The organism is Pelagibacterium sp. (assembly GCF_048264985.1).
Taxonomy (GTDB): domain Bacteria; phylum Pseudomonadota; class Alphaproteobacteria; order Rhizobiales; family Devosiaceae; genus Pelagibacterium.
This window is the reverse complement of record NZ_JBLXCL010000001.1, coordinates 1603300-1620267: the sequence shown is the minus strand read 5'-3', so window position 1 is coordinate 1620267 and position 16968 is coordinate 1603300. Positions and strand designations below refer to the sequence as shown.

General features: G+C 56.6%; 11 protein-coding genes. 2 read left to right on the top strand and 9 right to left on the bottom strand.

What is annotated here, in order from left to right:
• Window positions 1-91 precede the first annotated feature (91 nt).
• Together mfd and ACN0TA_RS07945 are read right to left on the bottom strand one after the other, a co-directional pair.
• A complete protein-coding gene (gene mfd, locus ACN0TA_RS07950; protein ID WP_417581521.1) occupies window positions 92-3571 on the bottom strand; it encodes a transcription-repair coupling factor in 3480 nt (1159 codons plus the stop codon).
• 4 nt (window positions 3572-3575) lie between these two features.
• The gene (locus ACN0TA_RS07945) at window positions 3576-3848 is read right to left on the bottom strand and encodes a succinate dehydrogenase assembly factor 2 (RefSeq protein WP_417581519.1); all 273 of its coding nucleotides are present in this window, start codon (window positions 3846-3848) and stop codon (window positions 3576-3578) included.
• Between the two features lie 126 nt (window positions 3849-3974).
• Here ACN0TA_RS07945 and recG point away from each other — a divergent pair, with 126 nt between their 5' ends.
• Together recG and mazG are read left to right on the top strand one after the other, a co-directional pair.
• Entirely contained in the window at window positions 3975-6080 is a 2106-nt protein-coding gene (gene recG, locus ACN0TA_RS07940; protein ID WP_417581517.1) for an ATP-dependent DNA helicase RecG, read from the top strand.
• 65 nt (window positions 6081-6145) lie between these two features.
• Complete coding sequence (mazG, locus tag ACN0TA_RS07935; RefSeq protein ID WP_417581515.1) at window positions 6146-6961, top strand: nucleoside triphosphate pyrophosphohydrolase; 816 nt, start codon at window positions 6146-6148, stop codon at window positions 6959-6961.
• On the opposite strand, the gene hflX is transcribed toward mazG, so the two are convergent.
• From hflX to ntrC, 7 genes are all read right to left on the bottom strand, one after another.
• Complete coding sequence (gene hflX / locus ACN0TA_RS07930; RefSeq protein ID WP_417581513.1) at window positions 6953-8308, bottom strand: GTPase HflX; 1356 nt, start codon at window positions 8306-8308, stop codon at window positions 6953-6955. The two genes, mazG and hflX, sit on opposite strands and share 9 nt — an antisense overlap.
• Complete coding sequence (hfq, locus tag ACN0TA_RS07925; RefSeq protein ID WP_014130571.1) at window positions 8305-8550, bottom strand: RNA chaperone Hfq; 246 nt, start codon at window positions 8548-8550, stop codon at window positions 8305-8307. Before hfq ends, hflX begins: the two co-directional genes overlap by 4 nt.
• 159 nt (window positions 8551-8709) lie before the next feature.
• Window positions 8710-10143, bottom strand: a complete 1434-nt coding sequence (locus tag ACN0TA_RS07920) for a potassium transporter TrkG (RefSeq protein WP_417581510.1) — start codon at window positions 10141-10143, stop codon at window positions 8710-8712.
• Window positions 10144-10167: 24 nt separating this feature from the next.
• On the bottom strand, window positions 10168-11544 hold the full coding sequence (gene trkA / locus ACN0TA_RS07915; RefSeq protein WP_417581508.1) for a Trk system potassium transporter TrkA: 1377 nt from the start codon (window positions 11542-11544) through the stop codon (window positions 10168-10170).
• Window positions 11545-11599: 55 nt separating this feature from the next.
• The gene (locus tag ACN0TA_RS07910) at window positions 11600-12976 is read right to left on the bottom strand and encodes a sigma-54-dependent transcriptional regulator (protein ID WP_417581506.1); all 1377 of its coding nucleotides are present in this window, start codon (window positions 12974-12976) and stop codon (window positions 11600-11602) included.
• Complete coding sequence (locus ACN0TA_RS07905; RefSeq protein WP_417581504.1) at window positions 12977-15292, bottom strand: ATP-binding protein; 2316 nt, start codon at window positions 15290-15292, stop codon at window positions 12977-12979. It abuts the gene before it with no gap.
• Between the two features lie 227 nt (window positions 15293-15519).
• Window positions 15520-16968, bottom strand: a complete 1449-nt coding sequence (ntrC, locus tag ACN0TA_RS07900; protein ID WP_417581502.1) for a nitrogen regulation protein NR(I) — start codon at window positions 16966-16968, stop codon at window positions 15520-15522.

Sequence of the window (16968 nt, the reverse complement as noted above, 5' to 3'; positions counted from 1 at the left end):
TTCAAACACGTTCAAGAGCGGCGAAATCGGGCAATAGCATGACGTTGCGACCCTGCCAATGCGCTTGCACCATTCCTGTTGCCCAAAGACGTCACTGTCCGGCAAGCGCCGCGAGGCGCGAGAGGATGGTGGCGCTACCCTTGAGTCGTTGCTCGGCTGTTGGCCAGTTGCGCGCGAACATAATTTTTTGATCAGGTCGCAACCGTGCCGCTTGGCCGGGATCTGCGATATGGCGCACCAATCCGGCAGGATTTGGGAAAACGCCGTTGCGCAGGGTGACAAGTGCACCCTTGGGACCAGCATCGACCTTTTCGACATTGGCGGTGCGACACAAAGACTTGATCAGCACGACCTTGAGCAAAGCCTCCACCTCTTCTGGCAACGGACCGAATCGGTCGATCATTTCTGCACCGACCCCATCGATTTCGTTGGCGTCCGTCAGATCTCCAAGGCGACGGTATAGCTGCATGCGCACCTGAAGGTCCGGCACATAGGCTTCCGGAATCATCACGGGCATGCCCAGCGATATCTGCGGAGACCATTGCCCCTCCTCTGCTTCCTCGGCAGATTGCCCTGCCCTCAACGAAGCTACTGCTTCTTCGAGCATGGATTGATAGAGTTCGAAGCCGACTTCGCGGATATGCCCCGATTGTTCCTCACCCAACAGATTGCCGGCGCCTCGGATGTCGAGATCGTGGCTGGCGAGCTGGAACCCTGCCCCCAGGGATTCGAGGGACTGGAGGACTTGCAGACGGCGTTGGGCCTGGTCGTTGAGCTTGCGATCGGCAGGCACTGTGAAAATAGCGTAGGCTCGGGTCTTGGACCGGCCAATACGTCCACGGATCTGATAGAGCTGGGCGAGGCCGAATTTATCAGCCCGATGCACAATCAACGTGTTTGCGGTGGGAACGTCGAGACCGGATTCGACGATCGTTGTGGCAACAAGCACGTCGAACTTGCCGTCATAAAAGGCGTTCATAGTATCGTCGAGCTGCTGCGGAGCCATTTGGCCGTTGGCTACTACAAAGCTGACTTCCGGCACATGGTCTCTCAGAAATTGCGCGATGTCACCCTGGTCGGAAATACGTGGGCAGACATAGAATGCCTGGCCGCCCCTGTACTTTTCGCGCAACAGTGCTTCGCGGACGACCAGCGGATCGAAGGGTGACACGAAGGTTCGAATAGCAAGGCGATCAACTGGAGGCGTTGCCAAAAGCGAAAGGTCGCGCACCCCGGTCAGGGCCAGTTGCAATGTCCGTGGGATCGGCGTTGCGGAGAGTGTCAGCACATGGACGTTGGCGCGCATCTCCTTGAGCCGCTCTTTATGCGCGACTCCGAAATGCTGCTCCTCGTCGACGATCATCAGGCCGATATCGCGGAACTCGATCGATTTCGAGAGCAAGGCATGTGTGCCGACAACGATATCGACGCTACCATCCTTCAGGCCCTCTTTCGTCGCCTTGAGTTCGGCCGCCGGCACGAGCCGTGACGCTTGTCTCACGCGAACCGGCAGGCCGGCAAACCGTTCAGCGAAGGTTTTGAAATGTTGGCGAGACAGGAGGGTTGTGGGTACGACTATAGCGACCTGACGACCGCTCATAGCCATGACGAAGGCCGCTCGCAGCGCAACTTCGGTTTTGCCGAACCCGACGTCGCCACAGACCAATCGATCCATGATTCGGCCCGAGGTGAGGTCGTCGAACACGGCATCGATCGTTGTGATCTGATCTTCGGTTTCTTCGTATGGGAACCGAGCGCAGAATTCGTCATATGCGCCGGTCTGCACCTCGATCGGATCGGTATGTGCGGTCTGTCGCGCCGCGGCGATCTTGATGAGCTGCTCGGCCATGTCGCGAATGCGTTTTTTGAGCTTGGACTTTTTGGCTTGCCAGGCCACGCCGCCCAGCTTGTCAAGCTCAGCGCCCTCCGAGCCATAGCGCGAAAGCAGTTCAATATTTTCTACAGGCAGATAGAGCTTATCGCCTTTGGCGTATTCGATCTCTACGCAATCGTGGGGCGCGCCTTGCACTTCGATTGCTTTCAGGCCGATGAATCGACCGATGCCGTGATCAACGTGAACCACCAAATCATTTGCCGAAAGCGAGCTGGCTTCAGTCAGTGCATCGGAAGCCTTCCGACGCCGAGTTTGGCGGATGATGCGCTCGCCTAGAATGTCCTGTTCGGACAGAACTGCGATATCGTCTGTTACGTAGCCAGTTTCGAGCGGCAAAACGACCAGACCAAGCTGGCCGACCTTAAGAAGATCGATCTGTTTCCAGTTCTCAAGTTTTTTGACGGCCTTGAGGCCGTGGTCTTTGAGCACCTGCCCCATGCGGTCGCGTGTGCCTTCGGTCCAGCAGCTTATGACGGTCTTGCGCCCTGCCCGGGCCTCGGTCTTGATGCGGGCAATCACCGCTTCAAACAGGTTGGTGTCTGTTGCCTGACGCTCGGCAGCAAAGCTGGGCGCCAGGTGTCCCGAGCAATCGATGACAGGCAAGGTTTCATCGGCTGGAAGGAAAGGTGTGAGTTCGGAAATCTCGTGCCCGCGGATCAGCTCGTAAGGTCCCTGCTCTACGTTGTAGAGCAGCTCAGGCTTGAGAGGCTTATAGGGTGCGCCTGCGGTGCTACCTTGTTCACGAGCATCCTTGCGGGCAGTGAAGTAATCGAGGATCTGATCGCATCGCTCGGCATATGCTTCACGCGATTGATCGTCGAAATAGACCGGAGCGTCTCCGATGTAAGCCGCCAGGGTCGGCATTTCTTCGTAAAAGAACGGCAGCCAGTGTTCCATGCCCGCGAAACGCTGGCCCGCGCTGATCGCGCCGTAGAGCGGATCGTCCGCTGTGTTACCGCCGAAAGCCGTTGTGTAGTTACGGCGGAAACGCCTTATCGTCTCTTCGGTCAACATGGCCTCGCTCATCGGAACGAGAGTCACAGATTTGATATTGCCCGTGGTGCGCTGGCTTTCAGGATCGAAGGCGCGAATGCTTTCAAGCTGTTGACCAAAAAAATCAAAACGCAGCGGCGCGTCGTGGCCGGCCGGATAGAGATCGAGAAGTCCGCCACGCACTGCATACTCGCCAGCCTCTCGCACGGTTGGCACGCGAAGGTAGCCGTTATTGGTAGCCCATCCTATTAGCTTATCGCTGTCGACCATACGGCCAGCTGCGGCGGAGAACGTCATTGCTTCCACGACCTCACGCGGCACAACGCGCTGGATTAACGCGTTGACGGCAGTGAGAACGATAGCGCCATTGATGTTGGGTTCAACAAGCTTGGCGAGCGCAGACATACGCGCTGCGATCGTGATGGCATTGGGTGAAACGCGATCATAAGGCAAACAATCCCAAGCGGGAAAGATCAAGACTGGGTGCCCTGGCAGCATGGTTTGTATGATATCGGCCATACGTTGCAGCCGGCGACCATCGCGCGCAATAAACACAAGCGAAACAGGAGCTTGGGGCGCATCTTTGAGGCGCTGCTCGATTTCACGCACCAGCACCGCCGGCTGCATGCCGTCGGGAAGATTGGCGAGAATCCTTGAGGGTCTGTCGCGCAGCAAATCGTCCATGAGATTAGTTCTGTGAAAGTTTGTGGTTGCGGATCAAGTCGATCAACCTGTGATCGGCGTCATGAGGGATATCGCGCTGCCCCATGAGCCAGGCCTGCAGGTCGGTTTCCTCGTGATCCATGAGGCGCTCAATTCGTTCCAGCAGTTCAGAATCGAGCGTTTCCAGGTGATCGGCGACAAACCCACCGATGAGAATATCCATTTCCTGGGTCCCACGATGCTGGGCGCGATAAAGCGCGCGCTTACGGCGCATTTCGATGGTGATGTTGTCGGTCATGGTCCAGACAGAAATTAAGGCTTGGGACCGCACTTATTAGAGACATTTGGTGGCGCTGTCAGCCTTTTGCCACAGCGAACAAGCATATATTGTTCCGTTTCCGTTCATATGACCCCGTTTTGAGTCGTGCCGCGTCCCGATCTACTAAACCCGCTGTTCAAGTCGCTAAAATCGATGAAAGGCGTAGGGCCGCAATTGGGCGCCCTTTTCGCCAAATTCTTCGGCGCGCCGGACGGGCAGGACGCAGTTGTAATTGATGTTCTCACGCACATGCCGTCTGGCGTTATAGATCGTCGCGCTCAAGACGGTGTAGCCCATGCTCCTGTTGGATCGATCGCTACGCTCAAACTGCATGTCGACGAGCACATTGTGCCCCCGCGCAATAGCCGTGCCCCGCTGCGCATAAAAGCTCATGACGAGAGCGGCGAGATTACGCTGAGCTTTTTCGGTGCAAAAGGAGGCTGGGTCGAAAAACAGCTTCCCATTGGCGAGATACGCTACGTTTCGGGCGAGATCGGCTTTTTCGGTCGCGAAAAGCAGATGACCCACCCCGACTACATTGTCGAGCCGGACAAGTTGTCGAGCCTGCCGATGGTCGAGCCCGTTTATCCTCTGACGCACGGCTTGTCCTCCAGGGCTCTGCGCAAAGTGATCGCTTCGGGTCTCGAGTTGGTGCCAATCATCCCCGAATGGATCGGCAAGGACCGGCGAACCCTTATGAACTGGCCCGGGTTTTCCGATGCATTGCGCCACATCCACGCGCCGCAGAGGCCAAGTGAAGGCGATATTGTTTCGCCTTCACGTATGCGGCTGGCTTATGACGAATATCTCGCAGGACAGCTGGCTCTTTCATTGATCCGTGAAACTATGGTCAAGGCTTCCGGTATCGCACGACACTTTACTGAAGAGATCACCGAGAAGGTCGAAGCCGCTCTGCCTTTTGCATTGACCGATGGTCAGCGTCTCGCCGTCAGTGACATTCGCCAGGATCTTGAAAAACCGACCCGGATGTCACGGCTTTTACAAGGCGATGTGGGTTCGGGGAAAACAGTTGTGGCTTTGATGGCAATGGCCATGGTGGCTGAGGACGGCGGGCAATCCGCGCTGATGGCACCGACGGAGATTTTGGCCAACCAGCATTTTAGAACACTTCGGCCGCTGGCCGAAAGAGCGGGACTCAAAGTCGTCCTGATGACAGGAAAAATGCCCGCGGCCGAAAAACGAACCGCGTTGGCCGGCCTGGCGGATGGCTCGATTACCATAGCCGTGGGTACTCATGCTTTGTTTCAGACGGGTGTCGAGTTCGAAAATCTTGGACTTACCGTCGTGGACGAACAGCACCGGTTTGGCGTGCACCAGAGACTGGCGCTGTCGGAAAAGGGTAACAAGACAGACCTCTTGGTGATGACAGCTACGCCGATCCCCCGCACATTGGTTCTCACCCATTTCGGCGACATGGATGTTTCCATACTGCGCGAGAAACCTGCGGGACGACAACCGATCGACACGGCGACACTGCCAATTTCCGAATATGAGCGTGTTGTGGGACGCCTGGCGTCCAGGCTCGCCGAAGGCGCGCAGGCCTATTGGGTGTGCCCCTTGGTTGAGGAAAGCGACCTGCTTGATGTCGTGGCTGCCGAAGATCGCTTTGCCGAACTCAAGAATTCTTTCGGTGACAGGGTCGAGCTTGTCCATGGAAGGATGAGTGGCGCTGCCAAGCAGGAGGCCATGGCACGGTTTTCCTCAGGTGAGGCGCAGATTCTTGTCGCGACAACGGTTATCGAAGTGGGCGTTGACGTGCCCAATGCCACAATCATCATTATCGAGCACGCCGAGAGGTTTGGACTGGCACAGCTGCATCAGTTACGCGGACGCGTGGGACGAGGCTCGGCACGCTCGGCCTGTCTCTTGCTCTATTCCGATCCTTTGAGTGAAACAGCAAAACAGCGTCTCCAAGCCATACGTGATACCGATGATGGCTTTGAGATTGCCGAAAAGGATCTCGAACTTCGTGGTCAGGGAGATTTGCTCGGCACGCGCCAATCGGGCATGCCGGGATACAAAATTGCGGTCCCCGATGTTCATAAGCATCTGCTGGAAATGGCCCATGACGATGCGCGAGCGGCCCTCGACCGCAATCCAGGTCTCAAGGGTCCCGAAGGCGAGGCTCTGCGTTCCCTCCTATATATATTCCGCAAGGATTTGGCTATTCCGCTAATCAAGGCCGGCTGATTGGTGGCCGCCTACTCGCCCGACCGTTAATACGAACCCATCCTCTCCACTCTCAAGGTCATCTTATGCAGCCTTCCCGCGATATTTCCCGCCTCATCGAGATCATGGCGCGCCTGCGCGACAAGGAAACCGGCTGCCCGTGGGACGTCGAGCAAGATTTCAGGTCAATCCGACACTATACGATAGAAGAAGCCTACGAAGTGGCAGATGCCATCGAGCGTGAGGATTACGAAGACCTTCGCGACGAGCTGGGAGATCTATTGTTGCAGCCCATTTATCACGCGCAAATGGCCAAGGAAGTAGGCTTGTTCGAGATCGGCGACGTGATTTATGCAGTCACCGAAAAGCTGATCCGCCGTCATCCTCACGTCTTCGCTAACGATGAGGCAGGTACTGCAGCATCGAGTGAGAACCGCTGGGAGGCGATAAAGGCTGCCGAGCGGGCAAGAAAGGCCGAACGACGTGGTGGCGAGAAATCACCATCGCTGCTCGACGACGTCCCAACCGGACTGCCAGCTTTGACCCGAGCCGGAAAACTCGCCAAGCGTGCCGCTCGCGTGGGCTTTGACTGGCCCGATACAAAGTCGGTCGTCGCCAAGATCGAAGAGGAACTTGGCGAGGTTCAAGAAGCACTTGTCGGAGACAACGAGGCAGCGAAATCTGAAGAAATGGGCGACCTGTTATTTGCCGTCGCAAATCTGGCACGTCATGCCGGCATCGACCCGGAGGCCGCGCTTCGCGATGCGAACGCAAAATTTATTCGCCGCTTCGAGCATGTCGAAGCTCGGTGCAGAGAAGATGGGGCTGAGATTTCAGAGGCTGGGCTCGAGCGGCTTGATCGCTACTGGAACGAAATCCGCAGGGCCGATAAATCAGCCTGATCCATCAAGTCCGGTAATTCGACCTGCAAATTTCTCTGAAAATTCGGAGCGATGTCGCGGAAGAACGCGCACTTTATAGCGCGTGCCTTCATCGTCAGGCTCTCCGCGTTCAACCACTTCGGCGTTCGCATAAAGCCAACCGGTTTCCGAACTCGATTCGTGTGGGATCAGGACGCTGAACAGGCGTGAGTCTTGGGCGAGCGTTTTTTCGACAGCCAACAACAATTCGGGCAGGCCCTGCCCAGTCACCGCTGAAGCTGGGATACTCGCAGCAACCTTGCCCGCTGGTGCAATTGCCGCGAGGCCGTCGGTCGCCTCAGCCGGAACATTGTCGATCTTGTTCCACACTTCGATGATCGGAGTGGTCTCGCCTGTGACGCCAAGTGAGGCCAGGACCGAGAGCACGTCGGCGGCCTGGGCAGGATGGTCGGGGTTGGAAATATCGCGCACATGCAAAATGACCTGCGCTTGCGTAACTTCTTCGAGCGTCCCGCGGAACGCGGCGACAAGATCGGTCGGTAGATCCGAAATAAAACCGACAGTGTCCGATAGAATAATGTCACGTCCATGTGGAAGCGCGGCGCGGCGTACAGTCGTATCGAGCGTGGCGAACAACAGGTTTTCTGCCATCACGCCAGAGCCGGTAATTGCGTTGAAAAGACTCGACTTCCCTGCATTGGTGTAACCAACCAGTGCGACCACGGGGTAAGGCACTGCGGCCCGTGGACCACGCTGGAGCTGACGGGTGCGTCGGACTTTTTCGAGTCTGCGTTCGAGAACGAGGATGCGGTCCTGGATCTGGCGTCGATCCGATTCGATCTGGGTCTCGCCGGGGCCCCCGAGAAACCCGCCGCCACCGCGCTGACGCTCGAGATGGGTCCAAGACCTTACGAGGCGGCCCTTCTGGTAGTTGAGGTGAGCCAGTTCGACCTGTAGCACACCTTCTCGCGTTGCCGCCCGTTCACCGAATATCTCAAGAATAAGCGCCGTGCGATCGAGCACCTTCACGCCGACATCGCGCTCAAGATTGCGTTGCTGGATGGGAGAGAGTGGCGCGTCGACGACGAGCAACTCGATCTCTTTTTCCTTGGCCCATTCAGCAAGCTGTTGCACCTGCCCACCACCAAGATAGGTCGCCGGCTTGATTTCGCGGACGCGGAAAATTTCGGTGAACACGAGGTCGAGCGAAATTGCAGCGGCAAGTCCGATAAACTCGTCATGCCGCGCTTCAGCCGGTCTGGAATAGCGGCTATGCCTGACGTCTGGGGTGACAAGTCCAGTGCGTGTGGGGACTTCGCGAAGGTCTACGAAGCCCTTGCCGTCTTCATCTTCTTCTTTATCGATCAATCGGTATTGCTCTCGGGGTCGAACAGCTGAATGGGCGCGCCCGGCATAATCGTTGAAATTGCGTGCTTATAAACTAGCTGGCTCTGAGCATCGCGACGCAGCAGCAGACAGAAATTATCAAACCAGGTGATTACGCCCTGTAGTTTGACGCCGTTGACGAGAAAAATCGTCACCGGCACCTTGTTCTTGCGAACGTGATTGAGAAACGCATCCTGAAGGTTCTGAACCTTTTCACTGGGCATTGTTCGGCCTCTTGTTTGCGTCGGGCATGAGGCACCGGTCAGACGCCCCGACCTGCTTTTTGAATGACAACCAGCTTGGGTGCCGCGCTGCTCATTTCGACGCATTTAATGTCAACGCCGCAACTATTGCATATCTCGTGGAGCGAGCCTAGAGCGGAATTACCAGCGATTTCCAGTAATTGCCGCCAACACGACGAGGATTTCAATGCGAGCGATCGCCGCGAGCGCCGAGATGGTCAGCAATGTCGCGTCGGAAGCTACGCCTTGCGAGAGGCCAGGAATTGCTGAGTCGACAACATTGCCTACCTGAGAAAAAGAACCGGCAGCGATGGCCATAGCAGCAGGCAATGAGTGACCCTGCGCAGCAAAAATCAACAGTGCTATGGTCACGGCTACTATGCCGAGAAAGAATGTGCTCCAAACCGATTTGGCGATGATGCGTTGCTGGGTGTCATACTGCACATCGTCGCGCAGGATTGCGCTTGGATATACGAGCCTATCGAGTTCGTTGCCTACATGTTTGAGCATCGTGAGCAGCCTGAAGGCCTTGATTCCGCCTGCTGTCGAATATGAGCAGCCGCCGATAAAGACTATAATCAAAATTGCCTCGAACGGAATCGATACACCGAGGCGTTGGTCATGGGTTACGCCAGTGGTAGTAGCGATCGAGACCATGTCGAACACATAGTTGAATGCGCTATCCAGGCCGTATCGGCCAGCCGGTGGGGCAAAGATCGATGCAAGAATGGCAAGGGCGACCAAGGCGCCAATGGCGACAAGATAGCGGACGCTTTCATGATGCTCGCGGGAATCTCTCCCAACGCGCCCGATTAATAGCCGATGCCAGATAATGCTTGTGGCGCCGATCAGCATGAAAACCATCATGACAGTTTCCGCCAGCCGGTTGTCGAGCACAGACTGGGTTGAACCTGGCGGCACAAATCCGTTGGTCGACAACATGCTCATTGCCACCACGATGGCATCGTCGGCCGGCACACGGACGATGATAAGCAGCATGGCACAAAAAATCGTCAGCGTGAGGTAAGGAACGGCTATCGAGCGCAGCGTGACAAGTATGCGGGGATCGTTTTCGGTGCGCGAATGCTGGACTTGTCGCAGATTGGCGTTGGGAATCCCTCCGACACGATAGGGTCCCAGCACATACACCGCCAGGGTTAGCGTGGTTAGTCCGCCGACCCATGCCACCGTCGCGCGATAGAACGTCATCGACGGAGAAATATCTGCTGGCGGGCGCAATGTTGCACCCAAGGTGACTGCAGCTGAACTTGCCTCGAAAATCGCTGGAATCAGGGCTTGGCCCTCAACAAGAATGAACAAAGGGACTGCGGCAGCGATCAATGACAGCCATACGGTGATGGCCGCCATAAACACCCCTGCCCTGTTGAGTGTGCGAACGCGCCTGCTCAGGGAAAGGATCGTGACTGCCGACAGGAAGCCATAGCCGATGGCGACAAGAAAAATGGCTTCGAGCGCGCGCAAATTTCCTTCCACGAGGGCAACGAATAACGGCAGCACCAATGAGAGCGCGAACACCCCGAACACACCGGCAGAAAGAATTCCGATGGTGGGCAAACCCATCCCCTCGCGCGTGGAATATTAAAAAAAGTCGATGCTGACCCGGAACATCTGCTCAACCTGACGCAGACTCGCTGCCAGCGCAAAGACGATAACGAAATCGCCTGCACGCACTATGGTGTCGCCTGTGGGCATAATCGACTCACTACCGCGCACGATGGCGCCGATGCGAATCCCAGAGGGAAGTTTAAACTCGCGGAGCGGCTTGCCCACCAGGGTTGACGTCTCCAGCGCTTCGGCCTCGAGAATTTCTGCAGCGCCATTACCGAGCGTATAAACGCCCCGGATGCGGCCGCGCCTGACATGGCGTAGTACCTTGGAGACTGTGATGGCTCGTGGATTGATGAAGGCATCTACGCCCAAGCGGCGCGCGACCCGCGGGTATTGGCTCTGATTGACAAGAGCAATATTGGCGTGACAGCCCATTTCACTGGCGATGACAGACGAGAGGATGTTGGTCTTGTCGTCATTGGTGAGCCCAAGGAACATGTGAGCGTCACGGATGTCGACTTCGCGCATGATGTCTTCGGCCAGCGCGTCGCCGAAGACGACGATCGAGTGCTTCATGGCCTCAGCGGTACGCTGTGCGTTCTCGCGATTGCTCTCGATGATGCGAATTGAAACCGTTGGATCGGTTTCCTCGATCCGGCGTGCAACATAGCGGCCAACATTTCCTGCGCCGGCGATGACCACCCGGCTCGGCGGCGCCTCATCACGCCCGAACAGCCCTAGCACCCTCTGTACCTGATCGCGTGCGACGGCCACGACAGCCTGATCGCCTGCGATCATCTGTTCATGGGAGTGAATTATCCGCATTTCGCCATCGCGACGCACGGCCATTACCGTGGCCTGCAGATTGGGAAACAAATCGGTGAGATGGCGCAGGGGTGTATCGATCACCGCACAGTCTTCAGTGACGTTGACCTCAATCACGACAACCTGGTCGTCCTCGAAAGTGACGATTTCGTTGGCGCCGGGATAGGCCATGCGCTGCAGAATCAGTTCGCCCACTTCGACTTCAGGCGAGATGATCACATCGATTGGCAGGTGGTCCCGAGAGAACATGTTGCTCCATTCGGGGTCGAGATAGCTTTGGGAACGGATCCGCGCGATGCGGGTCGGCACCTCGAAGATCGAATGGGCTACCTGGCAGGCGGTCATGTTGACTTCGTCGACCTGTGTCACTGCAATCAGCATGTCGGCATCCCGCGCGCCGGCTTGCGCCAGCACGTCAGGATGTGAGCCGTGACCATGCAGTCCGCGCGCGTCGAGCGTGTCTCGGACGCGCTGCACCAATGCAGGGTTGTTATCGATAACTGTGACTTCGTTGCCTTCGGCCGACAGGCGTTCAGCGATCCCGTAGCCGACCTGGCCGGCGCCGCAGATAATGACTCTCATTTCAGCGTCCCAGATGGAAGCGAGGGCGCTTGTGTTAGCACGCCATCAGTCCTCACTAAAGCCCGAGCGATTTGATCTTGCGGTGTAGCGCGCTTCGCTCCATTCCCACAAATTCGGCGGTTTTCGATATATTCCCGCCAAAGCGCTCTATCTGGGCAATGAGATATTGGCGCTCGAAGACCTCTCGCGCATCGCGCAAAGGTAGGCTCATAAGATGAGCCGATGAGTCGGTGTCGCCGATGGTCGGCAGCACCTCTGAAATATCGGATGGCAACATCGACGCTGTTATGATGCCGTCATCGGGCTGCTGGTCGCGCACCAAAATGAGCAGTCGCTCAATGGCATTACGCAATTGCCGCGCATTGCCAGGCCAATCCTGCCCCTGGAGCACTGCGATTGCGTCATCGCCGAACAAAAAGCGCGGCAAATTGTGCATGCGGGACAACTGAGCCACAAACAGGCTGACTAATGAGGGAATATCCTCGCGCCGTTCGCGCAAAGACGTGAGTTGCAATGGTACGACCGAGAGCCTGTGGAACAGGTCCGTTCGAAACTTCCCTTCATCGATCAGGCCGGCAACGTTTTGCGAGCTTGAGGACACTATGCGCACATCGACGGGAACCGGACCATGGCCGTCTACACGGGTAAACTTGTTTTCGACAAGTGCCCGTAACAGGGACGTTTGGGCCTCCAGAGGCAGCGAGGCAACTTCCGAGAGATAGAGTGTTCCGCCGTGAGCCCGCTCAAGAGCGCCGACTTCCGTCCGAAGTCCGTTCTTTTCCCGCACTTCACGGCCAAATAGCACCACTGGGATTTCGTCGGGCGCATATAGCGAAGCATTTATCTCAATGAAAGGGCCAGTCGCGCGCGGGCTTTTGAAGTGAAGCAGGCGGGCACACATGCCCTTGCCTGTGCCGGCACCACCTGAAATGAAGACACGCGAGCGCGTTCCTGCAGACTTTTCGATAAGCGAGCGAACCTGGGCAATTGCGCCAGAGACGCCGACCAGTTCGGTTTCGTCACCAGTGCGCTCCTTAAGGTCGGCAACCTCAGTTCGGAGTTTGCTTGCCTCTATCGCCCGTTGAGTAATAAGCAGCAAACGATCAATCTTGAACGGTTTTTCAATGTAGTCGTATGCGCCGCGGCGGATAGCGGAAACCGCGGTTTCAACATTGCCGTGGCCGGAGATCATAACCACCGGAAGATCGGGATGATCGTTCTGCAAAACATCGAGCAATTGCAACCCATCGAGCCGCGACCCCTGCATCCAGATATCGAGGTAAACAAGATTGGGGCGTCGTTTGGCGATTTCGTTCAACGCGCCGTCGGCATCGGATGCCTGTCTCGGCTCGTAGCCTTCGTCTTCAAGAATTCCGGCGATCAGCTCCCGGATATCTTCTTCGTCGTCCACAATGAGAATGTCACGAGCCATTTACTTAATTGCCATCGCGGATGCGCGCGATGTCTCCTCTTGGGTCGTTTTGTCGATGTTTCGAACGTCGCCTTGGGACACAGCTGGCTGTTTTCCACTTTCATGCAACGGTAACGTGAAGGCGAAACAGGCGCCTATCCGGCCATGGGTGTCAGGAGCAGAGTCACGCAAATCGACGCGACCGCCATGCTGTTCAATGATCTTTGCGACAATAGCAAGTCCAAGACCGGTCCCTTTTTCGCGTGTGGTCATGTACGGTTCGAGAAGTTGGTGGCGGTTTTCCTCCGGCCAGCCCTTGCCATTATCGCTCACCTCAATGATTGCTTCGTCGCCGCGGATTGACGCAGACACTATCACTTCGGGATCTTGTATCGTTTCAAGTCCAATGGTTTCAATGGCTTCAACGGCGTTTTTGACAAGATTAGTCAGCGCCTGAGATACGAGCCTGGCGTCGAATTGGGCATAGATCGTCTCATCGGGAAGATCGGCTTTAATGTTGATCTCCGGCTGACGCACGCTCTCGAGAAAGACAGCCTGCCGCACTGTATCTGAAAGATCGGCGCGAGCTATTGCTGCCGATGGCATGCGGGCGAAGGATGAAAACTCGTCCACCATCCGACCGATGTCGCCGACCTGACGCACTATCGTCGAGATGCACTTGTCGAACACGTCGAAGTCATCGACCAGCTTGTTGGCGTAACGGCGACGCAGCCGTTCAGCCGAGAGCTGAATTGGGGTCAACGGGTTTTTGATTTCGTGAGCGATCCGGCGTGCCACGTCAGCCCAGGCACTGTTACGCTGGGCAGCGACGAGTTCGGTAATATCATCAAGCGTGACCACGTACCCCTTGGATTCGGTGATTGTGCCTTCGCGAGTCAGTCGCACCTGATATGTGCGACGGTCAAAGCCTGTGGACAGCTGTACCTGGTCTTGCACCCTGCCGCGGCGCGCCGATTGGGCCCTTTGCACTGTCGGGGCCAATTCAGGCGTGATTTGTGCCAATTCCTGGTTCATCAAGTCCAATTCGCTCTGACCAAGCGCTGCGCAGGCACGGGAATTGACCAATGTAATGCGGCCAAATGCATCAAGACCAATAATGCCTGCGGAAACGCCTTCCACTACCGCTTCAGTAAACTGACGACGCTGGTCATTGGTGCGACTGGCCGCAACAAGGGCTGCCCGCTGATTGCGTAATTGGGCCGTCATCTTGTTGAAGCGAACTGCCAAATCGTGCAGATCACCGCCCCGTTCAGGCACCGGAAGCTGTACATCGAGATCGCCATTCGAAACGCGGTTTGAGGCGATCATGAGATTGCGGATCGGATCGATCAGACCGTTGGCGAGTGCGATGCCGATCCAGAGCGCTGCGAGCAGGAAAACAAACGCCACGCCTACATACATCAGCGCAAATGTGATCTGGAAAGCCAGCCGGCTAGAGTCGTAGAGACGGTAATCCGTTATATTTTCGTCGGTTAGCCGCACATATTCGAGCACTTCGGGGTCAACAGGACGGGCGACGAAAAGATAGAGGTCTTCATAGCCTCGCAGTTTGACCACTGCCCCCACGAGTGAACTCGTTGCGCCCGGCGCGATCAACGTCGGCGCGCTTTCACCGGCAGCCTGCAACACTTCATCGGGAACGCGGGGTACTGCGCCCTGTACGTTGATCTGGGCGCGCATGACATTTTCGCCGGACCGGTTGACCAGGCTCGTAAATGGCAGCGATCGAGTGGTGGCAAGCGCCGTCAGAATGCGTTGAAAGCGCTCAGGATCATTGTTGTAGCTATCGCGAGCGGTTTCGAGTTCACTGGCAACCCAGATCGTATCATCACGCAACACCTGGGCATGTTCGAGCATATAGGAACGGGCAACCAGCCGAGAACTTTCCACCATCGAGCGCATCCGCTCGGAGAACCATTGGTCTAGGCCCTGGTTGAGGGAAAGCGTGGCGACGACGGCAACGATAAAGGCGGGACCTGCAGCAACGATCGCAAACATCGCGACTATGCGGACCTGAAGGCGTGCACCCTCCTGCTTGCGGATACGCGTTTGGACCAGCATGACCAGCTCGGTCAGAACCAGTGCCACAACCAAGGTGATCAAAATTGCGTTTGCAATCCAGATCCAGGTCCAAACATCGGGCCCCGGTTCAATGTTTGTAGCGCCGCTCATCACGAGGAATGAGCCTGTCGCTACGACCACCGATATCAGGACAACAACAAACCCCACCTGCCGAAGCAGGCGGTTATCGTTGAAGAGGGGAGCTGACTTATCCCTGGACCGTGAGAGCTGCCGATTGCTTGCTCTAACCGCCATACACGCCGCCTCTACTGCCCCGGCTCTCGGGCGTCGCAATACCTCCGGGGCCGCTATGGAGTGCTGCGCTTGATTGCATGCGGTCTTCCATTTTGACGGGTACTAAGGGGCCAAACATTCAGGCTACATAGAGTCTGAACCAACTTGGCCCTTGGTTCAAGAATATTGTTGCCAAAATGTGACAGTCCCTGCGCCCGCGGTTGGGGTCAGTCACCTCCGAACGGCGCTTAGCCCAATTGCCGAGAATGTTTTACGATCTCGATGCCGTGCCCGCGAATTTTCTTGCGAAGGGTGTTTCGATTTAGCCCCAGCAATTCGGCTGCCTTGATCTGATTGCCTGCGCACAAATTCAGGACAGTTGAAATCAAAGGCACCTCAACCTTGTCGATCACGCGTTGGTAAACTCCAGCGGGGGGCAAATTGGGTTCATATTCACGAAACAGTTCGGACAACTCGCTTTCGATGACGGTAACGATGTCGGCTGGCCCAGGCTTGGACGAGAAATTCCCACGGTCGGCAAGGTTGAGTTCGTTCTGTACGATCTCGAGCGAAATGACCTCATCGACGTAAAGTGCAGCGAGACGACGGACGAGATTTTCCAGTTCGCGCACGTTGCCGGGCCAGTGATACTGCTGCATCAATTTGAGCGCTTCGGATGAAAGCACTTTGGGCGCCTCATTGTCGCGTTGCGCTGCCTTCAGGAAGCTTGCAGCGAGATCCGGCACATCGTCGATACGCTCGCGCAACGGCGGAAGGCGGATCGGAACAACGTTCAGGCGATAATAGAGATCTTCCCGGAACAATCCTTGCCGAATGAGTTGGCTGAGATCTCGGTGCGTTGCCGCTACAATCCTGACGTCTGTCTTGATTGCAGTGCGGCCGCCGACCATTGTGTACTCACCCTCCTGCAAAACACGCAGCAATCGGGTCTGAGCGTCCATGGGCATGTCGCCGATTTCGTCGAGAAACAGGGTACCCCCTTCAGCTTGCTCGAACCGGCCGGAAGAACGCGATGTGGCGCCGGTGAAGGCCCCTTTTTCGTGTCCGAACAACTCGGCTTCAATGAGATCGCGCGGAATTGCGGCCATGTTTATGGCGACGAATGGCCCATTCTTGCGCTTTCCGAAATTGTGGAGAGCCTTTGCGACGAGCTCCTTGCCCGTACCGCTCTCACCCGTAATCATCACTGTAAGGTCGGTCTGCATCAGGCGAGCCAATGCGCGATAGATGTCTTGCATGGCAGCTGAGCGTCCGACCAGCGGCATGTTTTCGCCCTGCTCGTCCTGACGCCGATCGGGGGCTGGCCGCTTGGCTTCGGCAAGCGCCCGTCCGACAACTGCCAGCACTTCAGTCAGATCGAAGGGTTTGGGCAGGTACTCGTAGGCGCCCATTTCCGAGGCCCGGATGGCCGTCATGAAGGTGTTCTGGGCGCTCATCACGACAATAGGTAAATCGGGCCGAAGCTTCTTTATTTTGGGCATGACGTCGAACGCATTACCGTCCGGCATCGAGACATCGGTGATGAGCAGGTCCCCTTCACCGCGTGTTACCCAATTCCACATTGTCGAAATATTGCCCGTTGGCCGGACTTCGTACCCGGCCCTCGAAAGCGCCTGATTGAGCACCATGCGGATGGCAGCATCATCATCGGCGAGGAGAATTGTCTGTCCGGCCAT

Bases quoted from the DNA above. Each gene is read 5' to 3' on its own strand.
- ACN0TA_RS07945 (WP_417581519.1), bottom strand. From the start codon at position 3,848: ATGACCGACAACATCACCATCGAAATGCGCCGTAAGCGCGCGCTTTAT.
- hfq (WP_014130571.1), bottom strand. From the start codon at position 8,550: ATGCCCAGTGAAAAGGTTCAGAACCTTCAGGATGCGTTTCTCAATCAC.
- mfd (WP_417581521.1), bottom strand. From the start codon at position 3,571: ATGGACGATTTGCTGCGCGACAGACCCTCAAGGATTCTCGCCAATCTT.
- trkA (WP_417581508.1), bottom strand. From the start codon at position 11,544: ATGAGAGTCATTATCTGCGGCGCCGGCCAGGTCGGCTACGGGATCGCT.
- ACN0TA_RS07910 (WP_417581506.1), bottom strand. From the start codon at position 12,976: ATGGCTCGTGACATTCTCATTGTGGACGACGAAGAAGATATCCGGGAG.
- ntrC (WP_417581502.1), bottom strand. From the start codon at position 16,968: ATGGCCGGACAGACAATTCTCCTCGCCGATGATGATGCTGCCATCCGC.
- mazG (WP_417581515.1), top strand. From the start codon at position 6,146: ATGCAGCCTTCCCGCGATATTTCCCGCCTCATCGAGATCATGGCGCGC.
- ACN0TA_RS07905 (WP_417581504.1), bottom strand. From the start codon at position 15,292: ATGGCGGTTAGAGCAAGCAATCGGCAGCTCTCACGGTCCAGGGATAAG.